Origin of the sequence: Rothia sp. HMSC062F03 (assembly GCF_001836905.1) — a bacterium.
Taxonomy (GTDB): Bacteria; Actinomycetota; Actinomycetes; order Actinomycetales; family Micrococcaceae; genus Rothia; species Rothia mucilaginosa_A.
On sequence record NZ_KV830861.1, the window covers coordinates 172,691 to 197,734 of the forward strand.

Annotated in this window: 22 protein-coding genes and 1 tRNA gene; 13 read left to right on the forward strand and 10 right to left on the reverse strand. The window is 62.3% G+C overall.

Features of this window, described 5'->3' with window-relative positions; genetic code table 11:
* Positions 1-116: 116 nt before the first annotated feature.
* Positions 117-1,520, reverse strand: a complete 1,404-nt coding sequence (locus HMPREF2674_RS00740) for an MFS transporter (protein ID WP_070824566.1) — start codon at positions 1,518-1,520, stop codon at positions 117-119.
* Between the two features lie 306 nt (positions 1,521-1,826).
* Here HMPREF2674_RS00740 and HMPREF2674_RS00745 point away from each other — a divergent pair, with 306 nt between their 5' ends.
* Positions 1,827-2,111, forward strand: a complete 285-nt coding sequence (locus tag HMPREF2674_RS00745) for a PGPGW domain-containing protein (protein WP_246826139.1) — start codon at positions 1,827-1,829, stop codon at positions 2,109-2,111.
* Positions 2,112-2,225: 114 nt separating this feature from the next.
* Here HMPREF2674_RS00745 and asd read toward each other — a convergent pair whose 3' ends face one another.
* From asd to HMPREF2674_RS00780, 7 genes are all read right to left on the reverse strand, one after another.
* Complete coding sequence (gene asd / locus HMPREF2674_RS00750) at positions 2,226-3,365, reverse strand: aspartate-semialdehyde dehydrogenase (protein ID WP_049331813.1); 1,140 nt, start codon at positions 3,363-3,365, stop codon at positions 2,226-2,228.
* Between the two features lie 227 nt (positions 3,366-3,592).
* A complete protein-coding gene (locus HMPREF2674_RS00755; protein ID WP_070824567.1) occupies positions 3,593-4,264 on the reverse strand; it encodes a dihydrofolate reductase in 672 nt (223 codons plus the stop codon).
* A 24-nt stretch (positions 4,265-4,288) separates the two neighbouring features.
* Complete coding sequence (locus HMPREF2674_RS00760; RefSeq protein ID WP_049347644.1) at positions 4,289-5,173, reverse strand: thymidylate synthase; 885 nt, start codon at positions 5,171-5,173, stop codon at positions 4,289-4,291.
* Positions 5,174-5,308: 135 nt separating this feature from the next.
* Positions 5,309-6,319, reverse strand: a complete 1,011-nt coding sequence (locus HMPREF2674_RS00765) for an NUDIX hydrolase (protein WP_070824568.1) — start codon at positions 6,317-6,319, stop codon at positions 5,309-5,311.
* Positions 6,320-6,563: 244 nt separating this feature from the next.
* Positions 6,564-8,834, reverse strand: coding sequence for an RNA degradosome polyphosphate kinase (locus HMPREF2674_RS00770; protein WP_080975241.1), 2,271 nt, complete (start codon positions 8,832-8,834; stop codon positions 6,564-6,566).
* A 114-nt stretch (positions 8,835-8,948) separates the two neighbouring features.
* On the reverse strand, positions 8,949-9,983 hold the full coding sequence (gene mshD / locus HMPREF2674_RS00775) for a mycothiol synthase (protein ID WP_141761779.1): 1,035 nt from the start codon (positions 9,981-9,983) through the stop codon (positions 8,949-8,951).
* Positions 9,984-10,105: 122 nt separating this feature from the next.
* Positions 10,106-10,783 carry a winged helix-turn-helix transcriptional regulator gene (locus tag HMPREF2674_RS00780; RefSeq protein ID WP_049331822.1) on the reverse strand — a complete coding sequence of 226 codons (678 nt, stop codon included), beginning with the start codon at positions 10,781-10,783 and terminating at the stop codon, positions 10,106-10,108.
* Between the two features lie 504 nt (positions 10,784-11,287).
* On the opposite strand from HMPREF2674_RS00780, the gene HMPREF2674_RS00785 reads away from it, so the two are divergent.
* Positions 11,288-11,980: a heme-binding beta-barrel domain-containing protein gene (locus HMPREF2674_RS00785; protein WP_049331824.1), complete on the forward strand. Its 693-nt coding sequence runs from the start codon at positions 11,288-11,290 to the stop codon at positions 11,978-11,980.
* Between the two features lie 70 nt (positions 11,981-12,050).
* Positions 12,051-13,310, forward strand: a complete 1,260-nt coding sequence (locus HMPREF2674_RS00790) for a CAF17-like 4Fe-4S cluster assembly/insertion protein YgfZ (RefSeq protein WP_371441244.1) — start codon at positions 12,051-12,053, stop codon at positions 13,308-13,310.
* Between the two features lie 97 nt (positions 13,311-13,407).
* On the opposite strand, the gene HMPREF2674_RS00795 is transcribed toward HMPREF2674_RS00790, so the two are convergent.
* Positions 13,408-14,439, reverse strand: coding sequence for a 6-phosphofructokinase (locus tag HMPREF2674_RS00795; RefSeq protein WP_070824570.1), 1,032 nt, complete (start codon positions 14,437-14,439; stop codon positions 13,408-13,410).
* A 357-nt stretch (positions 14,440-14,796) separates the two neighbouring features.
* Positions 14,797-15,999, reverse strand: a complete 1,203-nt coding sequence (locus HMPREF2674_RS00800) for a pyridoxal phosphate-dependent aminotransferase (RefSeq protein WP_049345743.1) — start codon at positions 15,997-15,999, stop codon at positions 14,797-14,799.
* Positions 16,000-16,361: 362 nt separating this feature from the next.
* On the opposite strand from HMPREF2674_RS00800, the gene HMPREF2674_RS00805 reads away from it, so the two are divergent.
* The 10 genes from HMPREF2674_RS00805 (at position 16,362) to HMPREF2674_RS00850 (ending at position 24,915) form a co-directional block, all read left to right on the forward strand.
* Positions 16,362-16,434: transfer RNA gene (locus HMPREF2674_RS00805), tRNA-Trp, on the forward strand.
* 76 nt (positions 16,435-16,510) lie between these two features.
* Positions 16,511-16,789, forward strand: a complete 279-nt coding sequence (gene secE, locus HMPREF2674_RS00810; protein ID WP_049331833.1) for a preprotein translocase subunit SecE — start codon at positions 16,511-16,513, stop codon at positions 16,787-16,789.
* A 124-nt stretch (positions 16,790-16,913) separates the two neighbouring features.
* Entirely contained in the window at positions 16,914-17,660 is a 747-nt protein-coding gene (nusG, locus tag HMPREF2674_RS00815; protein ID WP_049345747.1) for a transcription termination/antitermination protein NusG, read from the forward strand.
* Positions 17,661-17,947: 287 nt separating this feature from the next.
* Entirely contained in the window at positions 17,948-18,376 is a 429-nt protein-coding gene (gene rplK / locus HMPREF2674_RS00820) for a 50S ribosomal protein L11 (RefSeq protein WP_049331838.1), read from the forward strand.
* A gap of 136 nt (positions 18,377-18,512) precedes the next feature.
* Positions 18,513-19,208 carry a 50S ribosomal protein L1 gene (gene rplA, locus HMPREF2674_RS00825; protein WP_049331841.1) on the forward strand — a complete coding sequence of 232 codons (696 nt, stop codon included), beginning with the start codon at positions 18,513-18,515 and terminating at the stop codon, positions 19,206-19,208.
* Between the two features lie 292 nt (positions 19,209-19,500).
* Positions 19,501-20,475, forward strand: a complete 975-nt coding sequence (locus HMPREF2674_RS00830; protein ID WP_049343268.1) for a TDT family transporter — start codon at positions 19,501-19,503, stop codon at positions 20,473-20,475.
* A 101-nt stretch (positions 20,476-20,576) separates the two neighbouring features.
* On the forward strand, positions 20,577-21,740 hold the full coding sequence (locus HMPREF2674_RS00835) for an ABC transporter ATP-binding protein (protein WP_049345750.1): 1,164 nt from the start codon (positions 20,577-20,579) through the stop codon (positions 21,738-21,740).
* Between the two features lie 405 nt (positions 21,741-22,145).
* Positions 22,146-22,676, forward strand: coding sequence for a 50S ribosomal protein L10 (gene rplJ / locus HMPREF2674_RS00840; protein WP_049345752.1), 531 nt, complete (start codon positions 22,146-22,148; stop codon positions 22,674-22,676).
* Between the two features lie 152 nt (positions 22,677-22,828).
* Complete coding sequence (gene rplL / locus HMPREF2674_RS00845) at positions 22,829-23,203, forward strand: 50S ribosomal protein L7/L12 (protein WP_049331852.1); 375 nt, start codon at positions 22,829-22,831, stop codon at positions 23,201-23,203.
* A 170-nt stretch (positions 23,204-23,373) separates the two neighbouring features.
* Positions 23,374-24,915, forward strand: a complete 1,542-nt coding sequence (locus tag HMPREF2674_RS00850) for a glycoside hydrolase family 32 protein (protein WP_049343266.1) — start codon at positions 23,374-23,376, stop codon at positions 24,913-24,915.
* Positions 24,916-25,044: the final 129 nt, after the last annotated feature.

The following is a 25,044-nucleotide window of genomic DNA, read 5'->3' on the forward strand; positions in this document are numbered from 1 at the left end:
GCGGTGACCCCTCAAAGACGTATTCTAGGTCTTCAACCATTATGGCCCACAAGAACGCCGTGCCCTCCCCAAAAGCTGCGGGAGGGCACGGCGTGCGGGTTTACAGCGAATCGCGGTTAGAGCGACTGGCCGCGACGTTCAGGCAGGAAGAACACCGTGGTTGCGGCGGTCAGGAAGGCCAGAGCGAAGAGCGTGAACAGCAATGGGGTTCCGCCGAAGGCCACGAGCGGGGGCACGATGAGCGGTGCCGCAATCGAGGCCAGGCGTCCAATACCGGCCGCAGCACCGGTGCCGGTGCCGCGCAGGTGAGTCGGGAAGATTTCCGGGCTCAGGGCGTAGAGCGCACCCCAAGCACCCAGGTTGAAGAAGGAGAGCAGGCAACCCGCGATGATGATGAACACGTCGGAGTGTGCCAGGCCGTATCCCGCCGCGGCCAGCGCGGATCCAATCAGGAAGGCGGCCAGGGTGGCGCGGCGGCCCCACTTCTCGATGAGGTAGGCGGCCACGGCGTAACCGGGCAGCTGCGCGAGGGTCATGATGAGTGTGAACGCGAAGGACTTGACCAGGCTGAAGCCCTGAGCGCTCAGCAACGCCGGAATCCAGATGAAGGCGCCGTAGTAGGAGAGGTTAATGCAGAACCAGATGATGCACAGGGCGATGGTCTTGCGGCGCTGACCCGCGGCCCAAATCGAGTGGACCTTGGCGGATTCGGCGTTGTCGGTGCTCTCCTCGGTGCCGTGGACGGCGGTCTCCTCGGCCTTCTGCGCCTTGGGGAAGAGAGCGGGGGAGGCTTCGAAGCGTTCGACGACGCGGCGGGCGTCATCGTGCTTGCCGACGGACTCCAGGAAGCGCACGGACTCGGGAGTGCCCATGCGGACCACCAGCGAGTAGATGGCGGGAATCAGGCCGATGGCCAGGGCCCAGCGCCAGCCGTTGGCCTGGGGAACGACAAAGGTGCCGATGACGGCGGCCAGAATCCAGCCGATGGCCCAGAACGCTTCAAGAGCGACCACGACGCGACCGCGGATGGAACGGGGCGAGAACTCGGAGATGAGCGTGGAGGCCACGGGCAGCTCGGCGCCCAGGCCCAGGCCGACCAGGAAGCGGAAGACCAGCAGCATTCCCAGCGAGGTGGACAGCGCGGAGGCGCCGGTCGCCAGGCCGTAGATCAGCAGGGTGAGGGCGAAGATATAGCGGCGGCCGAGCTTGTCGGCGAGCAGACCGCCGAAGGTTGCGCCGAGTGCCATGCCGGCGAAACCGATGGAACCGAGCCAGGAGGCTTCGGTGGGGCTGAGGTGCCATTCCTTGAGGAGCGCGGCCATGACGAAGGAGATGAGGCCGACGTCCATGGCGTCGAGTGCCCAGCCGAGGCCCGAGATGCCCAGGAGCTTGCCGTGGGCGCGGGTGAAGGGGAGGTTTTCGAGGCGCTCGTTGAGAGTGGGTGCGGCGTTGCGTTCCGTGGCGGGCGCAGCGGCGTTGGTGCGGGATGAGTCCGTTGATACGGGACGGGAGGAGGACACGGTGGTGGGTCGCTTCCTTAGTGTTTAGGCGTAATGCCGGTGAATTGTTTCCCTTACAGTGTATAAAGGTATTTTCGACTTGAACACCATAGAAACGAAAAAACGTGAAGATGACAAAAAATCTCATAGATTAAGAAAACTCTTCACAGCCCCCGCCCAGCGACAGATGATATTCTCTAACCAGCCCGCCGCTCGGCGAAACTCGCCGCCCGTTTGGAAGGACCACCCCTGAAAACCATCGAAGACGAAGTCAAAGAAAGCGAAACCAGTCGCTTTCACCGCTGGCTCGAAGCCCGCAAGGAGCGTATGAACGCGCATCCGGTCCTGCGGCACCTCTACAAACCCCTCGTGATCGGTGTGGGCGCCTTCTGCTTCATCGCCGGGCTCATCATGCTCGTCACCCCCGGCCCCGGCTGGCTCTTCATCTTCATCGGCCTGGGCATCTGGGGCACCGAATTTACCTGGGCCCGCCGCGCCAACCGATTCATGAAGCACGTGGTGCTCACCGCCTGGTACCGCTACCGCGCCTGGAGCCAGCAGCGTAAGGAGCGCAAAGCCGCACGCAAGGCGGCCCGAGCTCAGCAACGCTAGAGCCCGCCTCACGCCTGTATCCCACCCGCCAGCGCTAATGACAGAGCAAAAGCCCTCGCTTCCATCCGTCCGGGATGGAAAGCGAGGGCTTTCGTACGTGCTAGTCAGCAAGCTTTAGAGCTTGCCCACGGCAATCTGCAGCATGCGGCGAATCGGCTCGGCGGCACCCCACAGCAGCTGGTCACCCACGGTGAACGCGCTAATGTACTCGGGGCCCATGGCCAGCTTGCGCACGCGGCCAACCGGAATCTCCAGGGAGCCGGAGGCGGCCACGGGGGTCAGCTGCTCCATCGAGGCCTCGCGCTCGTTCGGCACGAAGCGAACCCAGGGGTTATCCTCGGCGATAATGCGCTCGATTTCCTCCAGCGGCAGGTCCTTCTTGAGCTTGATGGTCAGCGCCTGGGAGTGCGAGCGCATCGCGGCGATACGGACACACAGGCCGTCCATGGTGACCTTATCGTCGGCGGAACGGCCCAGAATCTTGTTGGTTTCGACCTCAGCCTTCCATTCCTCACGGGACTGGCCGTTACCCAGATCCGAATCAATCCAGGGAATCAGGGAGCCGGAGAGCGGCACACCGAACTGGGTGGAATCCAGCTCGCCGGAACGCTGCTTTGCCAGAACCTTGCGGTCAATGTCCAGAATTGCGGATGCGGGGTCGTCCAGCTCTGCGGCCACCTCATTGCCCAGGTCGCGGAACTGTGCGAGCACCTCGCGCATGTGGCGGGCGCCGCCGCCGGAAGCCGCCTGGTAGGTCATGGAGGTTGCCCACTCGACCAAATCGTTCTTGAAGAGACCACCCAGACCCATCAGCAGGCAGGAGACGGTGCAGTTGCCGCCGATGTAGTCCTTCACGCCGGAGGCCAGGCCGCGGTCGATGACGTCGCGGTTAATGGGGTCCAGCACGATGATGGAGTCATCGTTCATGCGCAGGGTAGAGGCGGCGTCAATCCACAGGCCGTCCCAGCCGGCCGCACGCAGCTTCGGGTGCACAGCCTCGGTGTAGCCACCGCCCTGAGCGGTCACAATAATCGAGTGCTTGCGCAGCTCATCAATGTCGTAGGCGTCCTTCAGCTCGGACGGCTCGAGAACGCCGTCGAAGGTGGGCGCCTGGCCACCAACGTTAGAGGTGGTGAAGAAAACGGGGGTAATGCCCTCGAAGTCGCCTTCCTCAACCATGCGCTTCATGAGGACCGAGCCCACCATGCCGCGCCAGCCAACAAAACCTACAGAGTCACCGGGATTAAAGTTCATGGTTCCCAGTGTACTCTCAGGTTGGCGCATCCGGGATAACACCGTACAAAAAATCTGGTATTCGGAACGGAACATCCCGCGGAGGCGCGGAGCTTACCGCCGGGGCTTATCCTCGGGGCGCTCGGGGCGGGTTAAACGCTCAAACCCGCGGCACTCCGGGTGAAGTATCCGCGGGCTTGAGCGATGCGCCTAAAAGACGCGTTCGGGCCGGAGAAGCCGAGCCAACGCTAGAGACGTTCGAGCCTCTGGAAGGAGAAGTACATGGGGTTCTTCGTGCCCGACTCATCGAGCAGATACCCCTTCTCGCTCTTCTCCCAGGCCGTCTCGGAGACCACGTGCCAACATCCGTTCGGGGAGCCTGCCGCGCAGTTTCCGTGAGAGTCCGCGAGCTGCAGCTCGGGCGCTCGCGTATCGCCGGTAATCTCGTTGCCTTCCTGGCAGTAGAAGAACGTACGCTCCACCACTTCCACCCGACCGAAGGCGGGCAGGTCGTTGCGGGAGAGCGCCTCCGCGTACACGGAACCGCCGCCAATAATCCAGGCATCAACGGTAGGGGTGTTAGCCGCGGTGCTTTCCGGCAGCTCGGGATTCGGCTCAACCGGTGCGCCCACGGCGTCGCGAGCCGCGTACAGGGCCGCATCCAGCGAGGGAACCCACAGGGCACCATCGCTTTCTTCAGCCTCAGAAACCGAACGGCTAATCACAATATTCGTGCGGCCCGGCAGTGGACGGAAACGCGGCGGGAAGGACTCCCACGTGCGGCGCCCCATGATGACCGGAGCCCCCAGGGTGACCGCCTTGAAATGCGCCAAATCCTCCGGGGCGCGCCAGGGCATATCCCCCGCGCGGCCAATGACTCCGGCATCGGTTTGAGCCCAAATAGCACCCAGACAATACATCATGCCTCCTAGAGCTACCTGCAGTTAGACCGCAATCGGGGCGGCAATGCCCGGGTGGTGCTTGTAGTCCACCAGCTCAAAGTCTTCGTACTCGTAATCGAAAATAGAAGGTTTCTTGGTTTTAATAACGAGCTTCGGGTACGGGTAGGGCTCGCGCGGCGGGTAGGGGTTGCCCTCCGGGTCGGTGCCGTAACCCAGCTGCTTCTTCACCTGCTCCAGGTGGTTCGAGTAGATGTGGCAGTCACCGCCAGTCCACACGAACTCGCCCGGAACCATGCCCACCTCCTGCGCAATCAGGTAGGTCAGCAGGGCGTAGGAGGCGATGTTAAAGGGCACGCCCAGGAACATGTCCGCGCTACGCTGGTACAGCTGGCAGGAGAGCTCCTTCACGCCGTCCGGGCGCTCGTGCACGTAGAACTGGAAGAGCGCGTGACAGGGCGGAAGCGCCATGTTGTCCACCTCGACCGGGTTCCACGCCGAAACGATGTGGCGGCGCGAGGCGGGGTTGTTCTTGAGCGAGTCGATGACCTTGGCAATCTGATCGATCGTGCCTCCGTCGGGGGTCGGCCAGGAACGCCACTGCACGCCGTACACCGGACCCAAGTCACCGTTCTCGTCGGCCCATTCATCCCAAATGGTCACGCCGCGCTCCTGCAACCAGCGGACGTTCGAGGAACCGCGCAGGAACCACAGCAGCTCAATAGCAACCGACTTAAAGTGCACGCGCTTGGTGGTAATCAGGGGGAAGGAATCCCGCAGGTCGAAGCGCATCTGGCGGCCAAACACGCCGAAGGTGCCGGTGCCGGTGCGGTCGGAACGCTGAGCGTCGGCGGCGATGGCGTCCTTGTTTTCCTCGAGGATGTCGCGCAGAAGATCTTCGTACGGGGTGGGGATGGGTGCGTCGCTCATGATGAACCTTCGTGGTAGTCCGTGCGGGATGGCCGGGCGCGGTTCGTGCCGGGCCGTTTATCCATTGTAGAAGCGCGCGAACGCGCCGAGGAGTACGAATCGGCGCGTTCGCGGTCAGAAGTTAAAAGCGGAGGGCTAATCTAGGGCCGGGCGTACCCGCTCCACCGAAACGATACGCGGATTCTCACCCTCGGTCACCTGCAGCACCAGGGCATCGCCGGGCTCCAGGTAGGGGTCGGCGGCCGGCAGGATATCGGCGGGCGATCCCTCCCACAGGTGCTCGCCCAGAACCTCCATGACGATGGGCAGCACGGGGCGGTGCGTGCACAGCAGCGAGGGGGCGTCCTTCTCGAAGAGGGAGGCCACGGTACGGGTCGTGCGCGCAGGGTGACGCTGAGCGCCGGCCTCCGAGAGGGACTTCTTCTCCTTGATCGCCACGCCGTGCTCCACGGAGTAGGGGGTCACCGTCTGCAGGCAGCGCAGCCACGGCGAGGAGAGGATTCGGTTGGGTGCCCAGGCAGCATAGAGGCCACTGGAGGCGAGGGCCTGGCGCTTACCGGTGCCGGCTAGCGGACGGTCATCCTCGGCGGCGGCCCAGTGCGAACGCGGCTTGGCCTTCGCGTGGCGGGCAATGATGACGGGGCGGGTGCGTAGCGCATCCGCCTCGCGCAGAGCCTCGAGGGAATCTAGCGGGCCCAGGTCATCACGGTTGGTCAGCAGGGCGCGGGCCACCTCGGGGGTCACCCAGCGAAGCTCGTCCACTTCACCCTCATCGGCCAGGGCGCGAGCGCCCTCGGGGAGCTGAGCGGACCAGTAGAAGACATCCTTGGGACGGCCGCCCACGGGGTAGGAGGTGACAGCCAACGGCACGCCCAGGGTCACCTGCAGGCCCACTTCCTCACGAATCTCGCGGATTGCGGTTTCTGCGAGGGACTCGCCCGGGTCCTGCTTGCCCTTGGGCCAGGACCAGTCGTCGTAGTTGGGTCGGTGAATGATGAGCACCTCGAAGACATCGTCGCGCACGCGCCAAATCAGCGCGCCGGCAGCAACGATTTCTGCGGTGTTGGCGGGGGAACGGTCGACGCTGTTCACCGCGTCGAAGCGTCGGGCCGAGTAGTAGATGGAGGAGGAATCCTGCGGGGCCATGTCTCTCTAGTCCTTGGTGGTTGGGTCTGCACGGCGCGGTGGAAGCGCCGGGTTCCGCGTCTTATTGTACGGGAGAAAAACCACAACCTGTCACCTTGACGTAACCTTCTGTTCACCTTTGCGTCCGGGTTATGTCTGGGTGGGCGTGCGGGAACCGGCAAACCGACGCAGGATAGCGAAGGAGCCCCGCTCCCCACCGTACGGGGTGGGAAGTGGGGCTCCTTGTGGAAGGGACGATACCGGCCTAGACCTTATCCACGTTCTTACGCGAGCGCGAACGCAGGTAGTAGGACTGCACATCCTGCAGGGGCTTGCCCTCGCTATCGGTGTTGTGACGGGTCCAGGTGCCGTCCGCGGCCAGGTGCCAGGTGCGCGAAGAATCACTCATGTAGATGGTGAACATATCGAGCAGGTACTTGATGTGGCGCGGATCCTTGATCTGCACGAGCGCCTCGATGCGGCGGTCCAGGTTGCGGTGCATCATGTCGGCCGAGCCGATGTACACGACCGGATCGCCCGCATTCTCGAAGGCGAACACGCGCGAGTGCTCCAGGAAGCGGCCCAGAATCGAGCGCACACGAATGTTTTCGCTCAGACCGGGAACGCCGGGGCGCAGGGCGCAGATACCGCGTACGACCACATCCACCGGCACGCCCGCCTGGGAAGCGCGGTAGAGCGAGTCGATGACGGCTTCGTCCACCATTGAGTTGCACTTGATCTGAATCTTGGCCGGCTTACCCGCCTGGTGGTTCTCAATCTCGCGGTCGATGCGCTCAATCAGGCCGCTACGCAGGGAGCGGGGTGCAACCAGCAGCGACTTGTAGCTGGTCTTCGGGGCGTAGCCGGAGAGCTGGTTGAACAGGCGCGAGACGTCCTCGCAAATCTGCTCGTCGCAGGTGATGATGCCCAGGTCCTCGTAGAAACGGGCCGTGGAGGGGTGGTAGTTACCGGTGCCGATGTGGGCGTAACGACGCAGGTGGTTGCCCTCGCGGCGCACCACCAGGGAGAGCTTGCAGTGCGTCTTCAGGCCCACGATGCCGTACACCACGTGCACGCCGGCGCGTTCGAGCTTGCGAGCCCACGAGATGTTGGCCTCCTCGTCGAAGCGGGCCTTAATCTCGACCAGCGCCACGACCTGTTTGCCGGCCTCGGCGGCCTCAATCAGGGCGTCCACGATGGGGGAATCGCCGCTGGTGCGGTACAGGGTCTGCTTGATGGCCTGCACGCGCGGGTCGGCGGCGGCCTGAGCCAGGAAAGCCTGCACACTGGTGGCGAAGGAATCGTAGGGGTGGTGCAGCAGCACGTCGTGGTCGCGGGCTGCGGCGAAGACATCCGCTTCCTTGGCGGTCTCGGCGGCGTTGAGCCAGCGGGAGGTGTGCGCAATGTGCTTGGGGTAGTGCAGCGCCGGACGGTTGGCGCGCACGATGGCACTCAGGCCACGCAAATCCAGCGGGGCCGGCAGGCGGTACACCTCGGACTCGTCGATGTTCAGTTCAGAAATCAGCAGGTCGAGGATGGTGGGGTTAATAGTATCCTCAACCTCCAGACGCACCGGCGGGCCGAAGCGGCGGCGCAGAAGCTCCTTCTCCAGGGCCTTCAGCAGGTTCTCGGCGTCGTCCTCTTCCACCTCGAGATCCTCGTTACGGGTCACGCGGAAGACGTGGTGCTCCACAACCTCCATGCCGGGGAAGAGCGTGTCGAGATGCTCCGCGATGATGTCCTCAAGCGGAATGTAGCGGCTCTCGCGGCCGGCGGTGTTGGCGGCGCGGGCACCGTCCACGGAGACCATACGGTCCAGCTGATCGGGTACCTTGACGCGGGCGAAAAGCTCCTTGCCGGTCTGCGGGTTGCGCACCAGCACGGCAAGGTTGAGCGAAAGACCCGAGATGTAGGGGAAGGGGTGAGCCGGGTCCACGGCCAGCGGGGTCAGAATCGGGAAGATGTCGCGCATGAAATCCTGGCGCAGGCGTACCTTGGCGTCGGTGTCCAAATCCTCCCAGCTCACGATGCGGATATTCTGTTCCTCCAGGGCGGGCAGCACCTGCTCGTGGAATACCTTGGCGTGGCGCTCCTGCAGCTTGTGGGCGCGCTCGGCAATCTCCTCCATCTGCTCCTCGGGGCTCAGACCGGCGGCGGAGGGCACGGCCAGCCCGGTGGCGATGCGGCGCTTCAGGCCGGCCACGCGCACCATGAAGAACTCGTCGAGGTTGGAAGCGACGATGGACAGGAAGTTCAGGCGCTCCAGCAGGTACAGGTCCGGATCCTCCGCCAGCTCCAGCACGCGGGTGTTGAAGTCGAGCCAGCTGCTCTCGCGGTCGAAGAAACGCTCGGGGCCGAACTCTTCCTCCAGGCTGAAGTAGGATCGCTTCTCGCCCTTCTCGATGCGGTCGCCGCGGGAGTCCGCGCGCTCGATCTTGGAGATGTCGTTGCCGATGTGGATAACGCCGGTCATGGGCGCCGGCTCGGTGGGCTTGGGTTTGGGTGCCTTATTCAGACCGTTAGGGGCGGGTACCATACTGTACTTCCTTTCCTGTGTAGTGGTTAGCTAAATCGGTGGGCGCACCCGCGGCGGCGCGCAGGGGCGGGCCCGGCATGCAATGAGGCCTGAGCGGGCTCGGGGGCAGGCGGGCTAAGCGGCGTGACCGGGAGCGTACATGCGGTCCACCGTGGCCACGCTGAATCCCAACGAGGTGTACAGCGAGTAGGCCGCGGTGTTGTCGGCATCCACGTAGAGCTCGATGGCGTGCAGAGGCTCGCCCGATTCGTCGGCGGCCAACGCCAGGTAGGCCAGCGCTCGCAGGGTCAGGGTGCGGCCCAAGCCGCCTCCCTGCGAGTCGGGGTTCACTCCCACCACGTAGATTTCGCCGGCGGGGGAGAGCTCGCCCCTCCCCTGCCCGGTCGGAATCTTGGTCCAGGTAAACGCAGCAATCGAAGCGTCGTCTTCCTTCTCGGAGGCGATGAAGAAGCCCTCGGGACGGAACCAATCGGAGCCGGTGCGCTCGCGCAAATCGGCCAGGGTGAGCTTGCCCTGCTCAGGGTGGTGCGCAAAGGCGGCCGCGTTAACCCGCAGCCAGGGGAACTCGTCCGCGCCCGTGTAGGTGCGCATCCGCAGATTCTCGGGGAGGGCGCGCGCGTCGGAGCGTTCAACGAGGTCCTCGCGGGTTGACTCGTCCAGCGGCAGAACCATCTTGTACAGAACGCGCACCGGGCTGAACCCGTGTAGGGTCGCGAAGGCGTGCGCGGGGGTTTCGATGCCGGTGTCGTTGGCGCTTCCGTGCACCCAGAGGCGGTATCGCACGGCATCCTTACCGAGCTGACGGACGGCGTGCTCGAAGAACGCGCTTCCCGCGCCGCGACCGCGGTAGGCGGGAGCCACGGCCGCCTCGATGACGCCGCCGTCCTCATCGGAGACGGGAGTGAGGGCCACGAAGGCGGCCGCGATGGTGCCGCCGTCCTCGGCCAGGAAGAGGCGGGGAGGGGTGAGGGTGCGCTCGCGCAGGGCCTTGGTGAGCTCGATGCGGGTCTGCTCGGAGAACGCCGAGACGCCGTCGTGGAGCGCAACCTCGCGGGCAAAAGTATCGAAACGGTCCAGCAGCTCGGCGGTGAGTGCGGGTTCGGTGTAGACAAGGTCGGTTGAGGGAGGGGTTGTCTGACTGGTGGCCATCATTGCCTTCTTTCGTAGCCTTCCCTTTAACTCTACCGGGGAATATTGTTCTTTGAAGAGTTTGGTCTAGGTTACGAACGAATATGACGGGAACCGACCGTCCTACGCCCCTCGCGTGTCGGTTAACGGGTCGAGCTGAAGGAATATCCCACGTTGCGGACGGTCGAAATCATCTGCTCGTGCTCGGTGCCCAGCTTCGATCGCAGGCGACGCACGTGCACGTCGACCGTGCGGGTGCCGCCGTAGTAGGAATCGTAGCCCCAGACCTCCGAGAGCAGCTGCGCGCGCGAGAAGACGCGGCCCGGGTGCATGGCCATGAATTTGAGGAGCTCAAACTCCTTGAAGGTCAGGTTGAGCGCGGCCCCGGAGAGATGTGCCGAATAGGCCTGCGTGTCGATAACCAGGTTGCCGGCCCGGATGATGCGCTCCTGCATCGGCTCGTCCTGGGGCTCGGCCTCACTCACGATGGCCAGGCGCAGGCGGGCATCCATTTCGGAGGGGGAAGCCTGATCCGAAACGATGTCGTCCACCTGCCAGGAGGAGGCAACCGCCGCCATACCGCCCTCGTTAAGAAGCGCGATGAGGGGGAGCTGTAGGCCGGATGCACGGAGCAGCTGGGCGCTGTGGCGAGCCTGCACGAGCGCGGTGCGGGCATCCAGTATGACCAGGTCAAACCCCTGATCCTCGAGGACCTTATGCGCCGTGTCGAGGGGGAAGAGCTGCACCCGGTGGCTGAGGAGGCTCAGAGAGGGAACGACGTCCTGAGCCGTGGTGTCGCTCAGAAGCGCAATACGGTACACGTTCTCTCCCTTCCTACACGTCACGCGGCGGCTTGATAAATCTCTTCTAGTGTACCCGCCCGGCCCCCAACCGCCGGGAGCGGCGCCAGCCTCAGACTAAGGACACCCCGCCCCGCCAGCCCCCCGTGCGCTCTTTCGCGCTGGGGCGTGTGGTAGCTTTAAGACATGGATAACAATCTTATGGCTCTCGAAGCTTTCTTCATGGTGCTGATGGCTATCATCTCCGTGTGCATCGCAATCGGTGCTTTCGCGGTGTTGCGCGGCCTCTTCAGCGGTCAGAAGTAATCTTCCGATAAGGGCAGAAGCATAAGCCTGACATAGGGCATTGGGCGGTTCGTGAGCCGCCCGCGCCAATGACGGCGTAAACCCCCGTCCGGGTTCATCCGGGCGGGGGTTTCCTATGCCTGTTTTCTCCGGTGGGCTACCGGCGGTAGGCTTCTGGGCCGCTGGCGAACTCGTAACATATCTCTATCCGTTGCCTGCCCTAGCCGGTAGAATGTGGGTATGGCTATTGAAATTCCTTCCAACCTAACCCCTGAACTCGTTCCCTTTGCGTGGCTCCTCGGCACCTGGGAAGGCACCGGAACCATGTGGTACGAGGGTCAGGAAAACACCCCCTTCGGCCAGATTATTACCTTTGAGCAGGATGGCCTGCCCTTCATTGAGTACCGCGCCGAATCTTTCCTCCTCGACGACGAGGGTAAGAAGCTCCGTCCCATCACCGTAGAGACCGGTTTCTGGCAGATCGATCGCCCGCTCACCGATGCCGACGGCGGCTTCGGCATCGTGCCCAAGGACGTTGTTCCCGCCTTCGCCGACGCGGAGAGCGTCGAGACCCTGCGTAACGAGGACGACGGCTTCTCCCTGCTCGCAACCATCGCCCACCCCGGCGGTATCAGCGAGAACTACGTGGGCATGGTTAAGGGCCCGGTCGTGCGCATGCAGACCGGCAACCTGCTGCGCGACGAGATTTCCCACGAGTACGCCGGCTCGGTGCGCCTGTGGGGCCTGGTCAACGGTAACCTCATGTGGGACTGGGAGATTGCGGACGCCGAGGGCAAGCTGCACAAGCACGCTTCCGCCGAGCTGCGCAAGACCTCCTCGATGACCGGCGATTCCCTGGGAACTTCAATGTTCGGTTCCCTGGACGGCGAAGAGCCCACCGGCGAGCCTTCCGATAAGCCCGCCGCCGAATAGCTTGTGCCAATAGTTAGAGCCTGCCCCGCTCCCCGGTGGGGTGGGTTCTTTTGTGTGAAAGGTTTCCTCCGTGACTGAATCTTTGACAGGTCCGACCCGGCCTGAGACCGAACAGGACCGGACCGCACGCCTCGCAAGCCCCCTGCTTTCGGTGAGCGGGGCTTTCGCCGCCGGCGGCCCCGACGAGGGCGTGGCGGCCCACTACGGCGACCCCATCCACGAGCAGCGAGCTCTGAGCCGCGACCGTTCCGCCGGGGCGGACGAACCCCTGGTGGTGGTAGACCGCTCGTCCCTGGGTATCGTGCGAGTGACGGGCCCGGACCGCCTGACCTGGCTGACCTCCATCGCCTCGCAGATTCTGAGCGATATGAAGGCCGGCGATAGCCGTGAATTCCTGCTGTTGACCCCGCAGGGACGCATCGAATACGCCCCCGCAGCCTTCGAAGACGGTGAGGCCCTCTGGCTCATCGTCGAGGGTGACCAGGCCGAATCCCTGGAGGAGTACCTCAACCGCATGAAGTTCATGTTGCGTGTCGAGATTCAGAATCTCAGCGACGAGTACGCGGTGCTCGAGACGAGCCGCGATCCCCGCGGTGCTGATGGAGTAGTACATCCGGCCCTGGCCGCGGCGCTCGCCGGTGCCTCCGCCGAAGGCCTGCCGGTGTGGGAGGACCCCTGGAACACCCCCGCCCCGGGTGGCTATCGCTACGACGAGGCCGGGGATGCGCACCCGGGAGCCGACTACGTGCGGTTCTGGACGATTGTTCCCCGCGGGACGCTAGATGCCCTGGCGGAGAACCGCGAGGGCGTTCGCCTCGCGGGTGTATGGGCCGCCGAGGCCCTGCGCATCGAGGCCTGGCGTCCCCGCTACGGCACCGAGGTGGATGACAAGAGTATTCCGCAGGAGCTGGACTACTCCCGCACTGCGGTGCACTTCGATAAGGGATGCTACAAGGGGCAAGAGACGGTTGCGCGCGTGCACAACCTGGGCCGCCCGCCGCGCCGCCTGGTATTCTTGGACATCGATGGTTCGGAGCACACCCTGCCGGCCGTCGGTAGTGAGCTCTTCGTGGAGGGCAAGGCCCGCCCGGTTGGCCGTATCACTTCGGTGGCGCTGCACCACGAGGCCGGGCCCATCGCCCTGGCCGTCATTAAGCGTGGCGTTGATCCGAAGGCGCCCCTGCGCGCGGTAGACGGTGGGGATTTCCTGCCCGACGGGTCCCCGGCACCGGCCACGGAGTATGCGGTGGCTCAGACGACTGTGGTTTCGCCCGATTCGGGCGAGGTGGCGCGCCGTTCCCTCTCCGGTCAGGAGTTCTTGAAGCGTTAGAAACCGACTCTCTGTTCTTTCTGGAAGCGTAGAAACCGCTGAGGCGGGCACTCGCGATGGAGTGCCCGCCTCAGCGGTTTTGTGTACGGGGAGCGGCTTAGCGGCCGAAGAGAACGGAGGCCTCGTCCCAACGTTCCTGCGGAACGGACTTCAGGCCGTCCAAAGCCTCTTCCAGCGGCACGTACTTGACGACGGTGCCCTGGACCGAAACCATCTTGCCCCACTGCTTCTGGGCAACCATGTCCACGGCGCCCATGCCCAGGCGGGTTGCCAGCACGCGGTCGAAGCCGGTGGGGGCGCCACCGCGCTGGATGTGGCCGAGGATGGTGTTACGGGTCTCGACGCCGGTCATGCGTTCGATTTCGTGGGTCACGTATTCACCAATGCCGCCGAGGCGCGGACGACCGTCCTTCTCGGTACCCTTGTTGGCCATGACATCGTCGAAGCCCTCGGGGATGAAGCCCTCGGCAACAACGACCAGGGGAGAACGGCCGCGGTCGTGTACCTCGGTGACCCACTCGGCGACCTGGTCCATGGAGACCTTGACCTCGGGAATCAGGATGGCGTGTGCGCCTGCCGCCATGCCGGAGTGCAGCGCAATCCAGCCGACGTGACGACCCATGACCTCTGCGACCATGCAACGGTGGTGCGACTCACCGGTGGTGCGGATGCGGTCCATAGCCTCGGTTGCGATGGAGACTGCGGTATCGAAACCGAAGGTGTAGTCGGTCGCGCGCAGGTCGTTATCAATGGTCTTGGGCACGCCGATGACGGGCAGGCCGGCGTCGGCCAGGCGCTTGGCGCCGGCGAGGGTGCCTTCACCGCCGATGGCGACGATGGCGTCGATACCGTGACGCTCCATCATGATTTCGATGTTTTCGGGGCCGCCGTTGGGGCCGTCGAAGGGGTTGGTACGGGAGGTGCCGATGATGGTACCGCCCTGGGCTGCCAGGCCGCGGACCTTCTGGCGGGGCAGGTCCATGTAGTCGCCCTCGACGACGCCTCGCCAGCCGTCACGGAAGCCGACGAATTCGTAACCGTACTTCTTGACACCGTTGAGCACGGCACCTCGAATGACAGCGTTCAGGCCGGGGCAGTCGCCGCCGGAAGTAAGCAGACCGATCTTCATGTTGGCTCCTTGTGAATGTCTGCGCGTCGGGGGTGTGTTGCGCGCGTATATAACTATGGCCTCCACGAAGTCGGCACGCACGAAAGTGCCGCTCGGGAGGTCATTCTCTTGGTCTCTATTTTAGCGGGGTTTGGGATGTGTGGGTAGTGGTGGATTGGGGTGGGAATGGCCTCATTCCGGCATAAAAGTTCAGGTGCTTTACACCCTCAGCTGGCATATTTTGAGCGGCCGCTTGCCGCATCCGCGCCCTGACAACGAAGAGAGGCCCGGGGCCTGCTTCCACCGTAATGGTAGAGGCAGGCCCCGGGCGCTCAAAAAAATATTTAACGATTCATGAAACGCACTCGCGAGAGGCGACTAATCGCGCGCGCGACCCAGTAGTTCCTGCAGGCGGGCAATGCCCTCGGCCAGATCGTCATCTCCCAGGGCGTAGGACAGGCGCAGGTAGCCGCTGGGTCCGAAGGCCTCGCCGGGGACAACGGCAACTTCGGCCTTCTCGAGGATGAGCTCGGCGAGCTCGGCGCTGGTCTGCGGGCGTACGCCGTCGATTTCCTTGCCCAGCAACTCGCGAACGTCCGGGTAGGCGTAGAACGCGCCGGTGGGAACGGGGCAGTGCACGCCCTCGATAGCGTTAAGACCCTCGACGATGGCGCGGCGGCGGCGGTCGAAGGCGGCGTGCATGACCTTCACGTCGTCCTGCGGGCCGGTCAGGGCGGCCAGGGCGGCACGCTGGGCGATGTTATTGACGTTGGAGGTCATGTGCGACTGCAGGTTAGAAGCCGCCGCGATAACGTCGCGAGGACCAATCATCCAGCCCACGCGCCAACCGGTCATGGCGTAGGTCTTGGCCACACCGTTGAGGATTACGCAGCGATCGGCCAGCTCGGGTACGGCCTTCAGAATCGAGACCGAGTCGGCACCATCGTAGGTGAGGTGCTCGTAGATTTCGTCGGTCAGGACGAAGATGCCCTTCTCCAGAGCCCACTGGCCGATGGCGCGGGTTTCCTCTTCGGTGTACACGGCACCGGTCGGGTTGGAGGGGGAGACGAAGATGAGCGCCTTGGTTGCGGGGGTGTAGGCTTCCTCGAGCTGCTCGACGGTGACCTTGTAGTGCTGGTCGCTACCGGCAAAAACCTCGATGGGGTTACCGCCGGCCAGGCGGATGCATTCGGGGTAGGTGGTCCAATAGGGAGCCGGCAGCAGAACGTCGTCGCCCTCGTCAATGACCGTGGCGAAGGCCTGGTATACGGCCTGCTTGCCGCCGTTGGTCACGATGACCTGGGAGGGATCGACCTCAACGCCGGAGTCGCGCAGGGTCTTGTCCGCGATGGCCTTCTTCAGCTCGGGCAGGCCGGAGGCGGGGGAGTAGCGGAAGTTCTTGGGGTCCTTCAACGCTTCGTGGGCGGCATCCACAATGTGTGCGGGGGTAGCAAAGTTGGGTTCGCCGGCGCCGAAGCCGATGACGGGGCGTCCCTGAGCCTTGAGTGCTTTGGCCTTTGCATCAACGGCAAGGGTTGCGGAGGGTGCAATGGCACCGATACGGCTGGAAATGCGCGCCATGGGGGCTCTCTTCTCTCTTATTGTGTGTAGCGGGGGCGAAACGCCGGTGAGGTCGTAGCCGGCGGGCCCGTTGGAGGGCGTACGGGTGCGTCACCTCGTGCGTTCCTCGTGTGTAAAGATGCGTTCTTCCTTATAGGATACGGGGCATCGCCGGAGATAGGATACCTCCGAAAGAAAGAATGGACAGCCTTTTTCTGAAAAATATTGCGTTCTGGAGTTGCACGAGCGCGTCGGCATGGTTTAGAGTTAGTTCTGCACCCGCAAGGGTGTAATTGTTTGCCCCTCTAAAGCCCACTGGCTTAGGAGGCAATGGAGGAGCGAACGAGTGAGAAGCAACTCTCACGCCGAAGCTCAGGCTTCAAAGGGTGGTGGCTCAATTGGTAGAGCAGCGGTCTCCAAAACCGCAGGTTGCAGGTTCGAGTCCTGTCCGCCCTGCTCAAATTGCCTCAATAAACGATTGTACGCCCGCACTCCGGGCGTACTTTTTTAGATACAGAAAGGGGCAGAAGAAATGGCATCGTCTGCTACTGCCACTCAGGCTGCTGAGTCTGGCGCATCCTCAAAGAGCGATGAGAAGCGCGGTTTCTTCGGCCGTATTTTTGCATTCCTTCGCGAAGTTATCGCGGAGTTGAAGAAGGTTACCACTCCCACCGGACGCGAGCTGATTGGTTACTTCCTCGCGGTTCTGCTGTTCGTCGTGGTGATGCTCCTGCTGATTTCCGGCCTGGATTATCTGTTCGGCCAGGGAGCATTCTGGATCTTTGGTAACGGAACGATTCAGCGTAACTAGCTAACCGATACCGAGCGCATCCCCGGTGGGGTGTTGCGCCGAGTATCATAATTTTTCCCGGATTATTGATCGGTGTTGCGTATGCAGCGCAGCCAGATCGTAAGCGATAGAAAGTAGGAGCGACGTGTCCGAGCAGGAACTGGTATCCGAGATTGAAGAGGTCGAGGTAGCCGCTGCTGAGGCTGCCGAAGAGGCCGAAGCTGTCGAGCAGCTGGCTGAGGAGGCTACCGAGGCTGTTGAGGCAGCCGAGGAAGTTGCCGAGGTGGCTGAGGAAGTCGACGCTCTGGAAGAATTCAAGTCGAAGCTGCGCCGTCAGGTGGGCGATTGGTACGTGGTGCACACCTACTCGGGTTACGAGAACAAGGTGAAGACCGGTATCGAGACCCGTATCCAGAACCTCGAGGCCGAGGATGAGATCTTCGAGGTCCAGGTTCCCATGGAGACCGTGGTCGAGTTCAAGAACACCGTGAAGAAGACCATCCGCCGCGTGCGCGTTCCCGGCTACGTGCTGGTCCGTATGGAACTGACCGACCACTCGTGGGGCGTTGTGCGCCACACCCCGGGCGTGACTGGCTTCGTGGGCCAGGATGCATACAACCCGGTTCCGCTGCGCATGGATGAAGTCTTCGAGATGCTCCTGCCCGTCTTCGAGGAGCAGCAACAGAGCCAGGGCCTGCCCGTCTCCAAGCCCGTCGTTGAGTCCGACTACACCGTGGGTGAGAACGTCCGCGTGAAGTCCGGCGCATTCGAGGGTATGGACGCCACCGTGTCCGAGATTAAGGCCGAGGCTCAGCAGATTGTCGTGATGATTTCCGTCTTCGGCCGCGACACCCCCGTGACCCTGAGCTTCACCGAGATCGAGAAGATCTAGCGAGGCTGTAGCGCATGAGCGAGCCCGGTACCCGAAAGGGGCCGGGCTCGCTCTGCGTTAACCCGCATCTTTTCATTCCCGCCGCCGGTCATTTGTTCCGGCGCGTGCCTCCGGTATTAGCGAATACCGGTGAACACTGGATTAAGCGGCGGATTAACGCTAAACTTTTGGTTTGTGTATGCGCACGTCACGCTTTCGTGCGCGCACGCCGATGGCCGCGCCACGGTCATCACCCTGCCGGCGTACGCTCCTGTGCGTCGGTTCCCAGCTAAGAAAAGGACCCTACATTGGCTCCCAAGAAGAAGGTCACTGGCCTCATTAAGCTGCAGATCCAGGCAGGCGCCGCTAACCCGGCTCCCCCCGTCGGCCCCGCACTGGGCTCGCACGGTGTGAACATCATGGAGTTCTGCAAGGCATACAACGCTGCAACCGAGTCGCAGCGCGGTAACATCATCCCCGTTGAGATTACCGTCTACGAGGATCGCTCCTTCACCTTCATCACCAAGACCCCTCCGGCTGCCCAGCTGATCAAGAAGGCTGCTGGCGTTGCTAAGGGTTCCGCTGTTCCCCACACCACCAAGGTTGGCTCGCTGACCGAGGCTCAGGTGCGCGAGATCGCAGAGACCAAGATGCCCGACCTGAACGCAAACGACCTGGATGCAGCATCCAAGATCATCGCAGGTACCGCTCGTTCCATGGGTATCACCGTCGAGTAATTTCGGTTCGCCGAATAGCCGAGTGATCGGCACCGTAGATTTTTCTACACAGAACTTGTAAATGCCCGTCGAGTGACGGGATGTGGCAGAGCCGAGCGCGGCTCACGAGACCACAACTGCATAAGGAGAAAAGCAGATGGCAAAGCGCAGCAAGGCGTACAAGGCAGCTGTAGCCAAGATTGAAGAGGGTAAGCTCTACACCCCCGCCGAGGCAGTCGCCCTGGCGAAGGAGACCTCTTCCACCAAGACCGACGCAACCGTTGAGGTTGCAATGCGTCTGTCCGTTGACCCCCGTAAGGCAGACCAGATGGTTCGCGGTACCGTGAACCTGCCCCACGGCACCGGTAAGACCGCTCGCGTGGTCGTTATCGCAGCAGGCCCCAAGGCTGCTGAGGCCGAGGCAGCTGGCGCTGACTTCGTTGGCTCCGACGACCTGATCGCAAAGATCGCCGGCGGCTGGACCGACTTCGACGCAGCGGTTGCAACCCCCGACATGATGGGTAAGGTCGGTCGCCTGGGTAAGATCCTGGGTCCCCGTAACCTGATGCCGAACCCCAAGACCGGTACCGTGACCATGGATGTTGCAAAGGCTGTTGCAGACATCAAGGGCGGTAAGATTGACTTCCGTGTTGACCGTAACTCCAACCTGCACTTCATCATCGGTAAGGCTTCCTTCACCGCTGAGCAGCTCGAGGAGAACTTCCAGGCAGCACTGGAAGAGATTAACCGTCTGAAGCCCTCTTCGGCTAAGGGTCGTTACATCTCCAAGGCAACCGTTGCTACCACCTTCGGCCCCGGTATCCCCGTTGATCCGGCTTCCGTTGCTGCCTAAGGTATGCACCTGTAGCGTCTAGCATTCGCTAGTGATCGCCCCTGACGTTTAGGCGTCGGGGGCGATTTTTTGTGCATGATTTTGTCTATGTGAGGATTCAAAACACAGTGTGAAGATTCAAGACATTGCGTGACCGGCGTCAGTTAAAGTGCGTCATGGACTTCCAGTTTTTATAGGCTTAAAACGTAGAATGAACTCCTGGCCGTGATTACCCCGGCACCTCTAAAACCGATGGCGGAGGAAGCCCAAGCGCTTCCTATCCGCTCCCAATCTATGACGAGAGATAGAACCCATGTCTTCTTCCACCCAGAACGCGCAGCTGGCCCGTTGCGGCCTCAGCCTGCCGGTCAACTATTTTGCCGTGGCACTGGGCACCGGGGCCCTGGGTGCGGCCTGGCGTACTGGTGCTTCGAAGGGTATGGCGCCTGACTGGGTGGGTGAGAGCATCCTGGCTTTTAACGCCGTGGTGTGGCTGCTCCTTGTGGGTTTCCTGGTTCACGCGGTGGTGAAGTACCGCGCATGGGTGTGTAGTTTTTGGGAGCATCCGGCGCGTACTTGCTTCTTTTCGCTGATTCCGGCGACGACGGCGCAGGTGGGCGCGGCTCTCTACCCGTATGCGGAGGTTCCGGCTCTCACGCTGGTTGTGCTGGGCGCTGTGGGTCAGTTGTATTTCGCCTCTCATCGTATTGCCGGTACGTGGCGTGGCGGGCATGCACCTGAGGCAACCTCACCGGTGCTGTATCTGCCGACGGTTGCGACAAACTTCGCGACTGCTACGGCGATGGGCTTTGTGGGTTGGCATGATATGGCGATGCTCTTCTTCGGCGCGGGCCTGATTTCGTGGTTTAGCATTGAGGGCGCGATTCTGAGCCGCCTGCGCACCCTGACCCCCTTGCCGCAGGGGGAGCGCGGCATTATTGGTATCCAGATGGCACCGCCTTTTGTGGGTGGTAACGCCTACCTTGCGGCTAACGGTGGCACGGTGGATTGGTTCTTCCTGGTGCTGACCGGCTACGGCATTTTGCAGCTGATTTTCCTGATGCGTCTGCTCCCGTGGACTCTTGAGGGTGGTTTCTCGATGAGCATGTGGGGCTTCTCCTTCGGTATGGCTTCCATGGCGGCGAGCGGTATTCGCTTGACGGCTGCTGGCTCGCTGGGGTTGGTGGGTCCTGCGCTAACGGTGGCGGGTACGGCTTTCTTGATTTTCCTGTGGGCGGGCACGCTGTACTTGGCTGTGAAGGGACGCCTGTTGGTGCGCCCGAACTAAGGTTCCCGTGTGAGGCGCCGGCGTGAAGTTAGTGTGCTGTTGTATGACGGCGCTTATCTTCTGCGCCTATGCCGTGGGTGGGTTTCGGCGATAATGGGGGAATGACTTCTGCATCCTATTCTTCTGCCGCGGCGGAGCCTTTTGAGGGCCTGCGTATTCGAGGCGTCGCGAAGACCTTTGGCGCCGGTACGACGGTTCTGAATGAGATTGACCTGGATGTGCACCCCGGCGAGTTGATTTCGCTGGTTGGTTCCTCGGGTACCGGTAAGTCAACGCTTCTTCGCATTATTGCCGGCCTGGAGGACCCCACGACGGGTCGGGTGACCTACGGCGGTCAGCCTCTGGAGCGCGGCTCGGTGGGTGTGGTGTTTCAGCGTCCCATTCTGTACCCGCACCTGAGCGTGAAGGATAATATTCTCTTCCCCACGCGTCTGCATGCTTTTTCCGGTGAGGCCGATATTGACTATTACCGCGAGCTGCTGGCAGCCCTGAAGCTTGAGGGCTTGGAGAACCGCAAGCCTTCGCAGCTGTCGGGCGGTCAGGCCCAGCGCGTGGGCATTGCCCGAGCCCTTATCCGTCGTGCTCCCGTGGTTCTTTTTGACGAGCCCTTGGCCAGCGTTGACGAGGAGATGAGCGCGAGCATCCGAGCCGATATTGTGCGCCTGCACGAGCGTTACGGTTTTACCGGCTTGTACGTGACTCACGATCAGAATGAGGCGCTCATGCTGGGTCATCGTGTGGCGGTCATGGACTCCGGCTACCTGGTGCAGGTGGATACCCCGGGTCGTCTTTTGGACTATCCTCACACCCTGCAGGTGGCGAAGCTGCTTTCGGCCCCCGCGCTGAATCTGCTGGATATCGAACCGGAGGATTCCCTGCCCGCCGATTGCCGCCTGGTGATTCGCGCCTCCTCCTTCTACGAACTGGGTGGGGGAGAATCCGAACAATTGCACGGTGTCCTGTCGGCGCAGGTTCTGGGGCAGCGTCACCTGGTGGGCGGTATGCTCTACCGCGCGGCTCTGAGTGAGACCGCAACTTTGCCTGTGGCTTCGGAACAGCTGGGGGCGGACGGTCATCCCGTGGAACCCTCGAATGTTGAAAATGCTGAGTACTCGGTGCGTGTGCCGGCCGGTCAGGAGCTGGAATTCTTCCTCTCTGATGCCGGGGGAATCTCCTACGCAATTGGTAGCGATGTGCAGCTGGGTGTTGCTCCGCAGCGGTGCTTCCTCTTCTCCGGGGGCAAACGCTTCTACCTGGGCGGATAGCTCGAGTTTCGGTGTTGTTTCGACGTCGAGCTGAGGCTGGTAAATCCCGCTGTTGGCGGAGGTTCTGAGCTTTTAAGTGATTAACCCCGCTTAACGGCGGGATTTTCCTGTTTTAACTTGCGGCCTGCCCGAGAACCTGAGATGATAAACAAACCAAAGACCGCCGGTCTAGAACTATGTCCTTTATCCCCACTTTGGTGGAGGTTAAGAACAGGGTTCTGATAAGAGCTGATTTCCCTCAAGAAATCGCCGCCCGCGTAGGTGACTCGAAGTGAATAGACGCAAACCCTGAGGGTTTCGTCTATCGTGCCTCGTACGCCTGCGCGTCGAGGCATTTTTTATTGCTTGCAATAGTGCTTCGAGGCTCTACCGGCGACCTTACAAGAATCGGAAGAAGGAACTACCATGGCGACTCAGGAAAAGATCGCTGCAGTATCCGAGCTGAAGGAACTCTTCGAAGCTTCGAACGCAGTCATCCTGACCGAATACCGCGGTCTCACTGTTGCACAGCTCAAGGAGCTGCGTCGCGCACTCGGTGCAGAGACCGAATACGCCGTGGTGAAGAACACGCTGGCTGCTATCGCAGCTAAGGAAGTTGGCATCGACGCATTCGAAGGCCACCTCCACGGTCCCTCCGCGCTGGCATTCATCAAGGGCGACCTGATCGATGCTGCCAAGGGCCTGCGTGACTTTGCCAAGGCTAACCCCCAGCTGATCGTGAAGAACGGTTACTACGAAGGTGCCGCTCTGTCCGAGGACGACGTCAAGCGTTACGCTGACCTGGAATCCCGCGAGGTTCTGCTGTCCAAGGTTGCAGGTGGTGCAAAGGCTGCCATCGCACGCATCGCACAGGTTGTGGACGCACTGCGCGTCAAGCTGGAGGAGCAGGAAGGCGCAGCTCCCGCTGCTGCCGAGGAGGCTTCGGAGGAGGCATAAGCCCCTTCGTGCTACTGCACCAGCCGCTGAGATACTCAGCAGCGCACAACGCAACAGCGTATGCGCACCCTTAGTTTGACCGACCCCTACGGGGTGGGTACCCAAGATTTACACAGCGGGGCGACCCGCACAGATAGTGAAGGAGCCAAACAATGGCTAAGCTGTCCATCGAAGAACTCATTGCAGCATTCAAGGAACTGTCCCTGGTTGAGGTTTCCGAGTTCGTCAAGGCATTCGAGGAAGAGTTCGACGTCACCGCAGCTGCTCCCGTTGCAGTTGTCGCAGGCGGCGCAGCAGGCGAGGCTGCTGAAGAGAAGTCCGAGTTCGACGTTGTCCTGGAGTCCGCTGGCGACAAGAAGATCGCAGTGATCAAGGAAGTTCGTGCCCTGACCTCCCTCGGCCTGAAGGAAGCAAAGGACCTGGTTGACGGCGCTCCCAAGACCCTGCTCGAGGGCGTTTCCAAGGAAGACGCTGAGAAGGCTAAGGAGCAGCTCGAGGCTGCCGGCGCATCCGTCACCCTCAAGTAATCGACTTCTTCTCGATTCTTACGCGGGCGGTACATCCTTACGGATGTGCCGCCCTGCGGCATTTAACGTCCTCTGTGGTGCCTCTCTCCTTGGCCCGGTACGGGGCTCCGGGGTGCCGTATGATGGGATGAGACAACCCAGACATTCTTCCTGACGAAAACGGATAAGACATGAGCGAGCAGAAGAAAAAGAATCAGAAGTCCTCGCCCCGCCCCGCCCGTGACCTGGCGGCAGAGGCACAGCAGATCCTGGATGCTTTTGGTGCCGGAGTTCGCGAAGATCGCGACTACCCCGCCCTGCACCTGGCTCCTCCGGTCGGCCGCCTGAACGACCCGAACGGCCTTGTCTTTGACGGCAAGCGCTACCATGCTTTCTACCAATACTCGCCCCTGCACCCCGAGCGCATGGTGTACTGGCGTCACGCCGTGAGCGAGGACCTGACCCACTGGACCGATGAGGGCACCGCACTGGTCCCGGACAGCCGCTACGACTCGCACGGTTGCTACTCGGGTTCCGGAATTAAGGTTCCCGGCGGTTTTGAGTTCTTCTACACCGGTAACGTCAAGGACTCCAAGGGCAACCGCGAGACCTACCAGATTCTTGCCACCGCCGGTGAGGACGCCAAGCCGACTCGTCAGCTGCCCCCGCTGATTTCCGGCCCCGAGGAGGGCTACACCGCCCACTACCGAGACCCGCACGTGTTCCAGCGTGACGGTCGCTGGTGGATGGTCATCGGCGCTCAGCGCGAGGATAAGACCGGTGCCGTGGTCGTGTACACCTCCGAGGACCGCCGCGAGTGGACCTTCCTCGGTGAGCTGGGCATTAAGGATAAGACCCTCAAGGGCACCTACATGTACGAGTGCCCCTCCCTGCTGAGCATGCGCGATGAGCTGACCGGCGAATTGCGTGATGTGCTGATCTTTAGCCCGCAGGGACTGGAGCCGCTGGGGGAGAAGTACAACAATATCTTCCAGAGCGGTTACATTGTGGGCTCGCTGGATAACAAGACCCTCAAGTTTAAGGTGGAGACCCCCTTCACCGAGCTGGATGCGGGCTTCGAGTTCTACGCCCCGCAGACCATCTCGGGCACCGGTCTGAGCGCCGACCCGGAGGCACCGCACACCGCAAGCGGCGATGCCCCGGTGATGATCGCCTGGCTCGGCAACGCGGATCAGGATGACCTGCCCTCGTGGAGCCACCGCTGGGTGCACATGTTCACCTACCCGCGTGAGCTGCACCTGCGCAACGGTAAGCTCTTCCAGCGTCCGGTTCCGCAGCTGAACGACGCGATGGAGATGAAGCCGCTGTACCGCGAGGAGGAGAAGGGCAAGCTCGTCGAGCTGAAGAACGCCCTGACCTTCCGCCTGCGCGGCCGCGTGAACGTGGCTGATGAACGGGTGAAGATCAAGATTAAGGACACTCACGGCGTGGCCCTGAGCATCGTTCTGGATAAGGACTTTGTGCAGATGGACCGCGGCGGTACCCGCTACACCGAGGGTGGTAGCCTGCGCCGTCGCAGCCTGAAGCGTTCGAAGATTCGTGAGTTCGACCTACTGGTGGACGGCTCGGCAACTGAGCTGTACGTGGGCGGCAAGCTGGCCGCCTCTATGGGTGCAGAGGTTATGACGGCTCGCACCTTCTTCAAGGGGGATAAGCGCCGCGTCCGCCTGACCGGTGGCGAGGTGCTGTCCCTGGAGTACGGCCGCCTTTAGGCCCGCCGTGGCTCGTCCGCGGGTTGAGGCTCGTGCGGACCGAGCGGAAAGTGAACAAATGTGCCGGAGGGCTCACTCTCTTGAGAGGGTGGGCCCTCGCTTTGCGTTATTCTGCGTGATACCATGTCT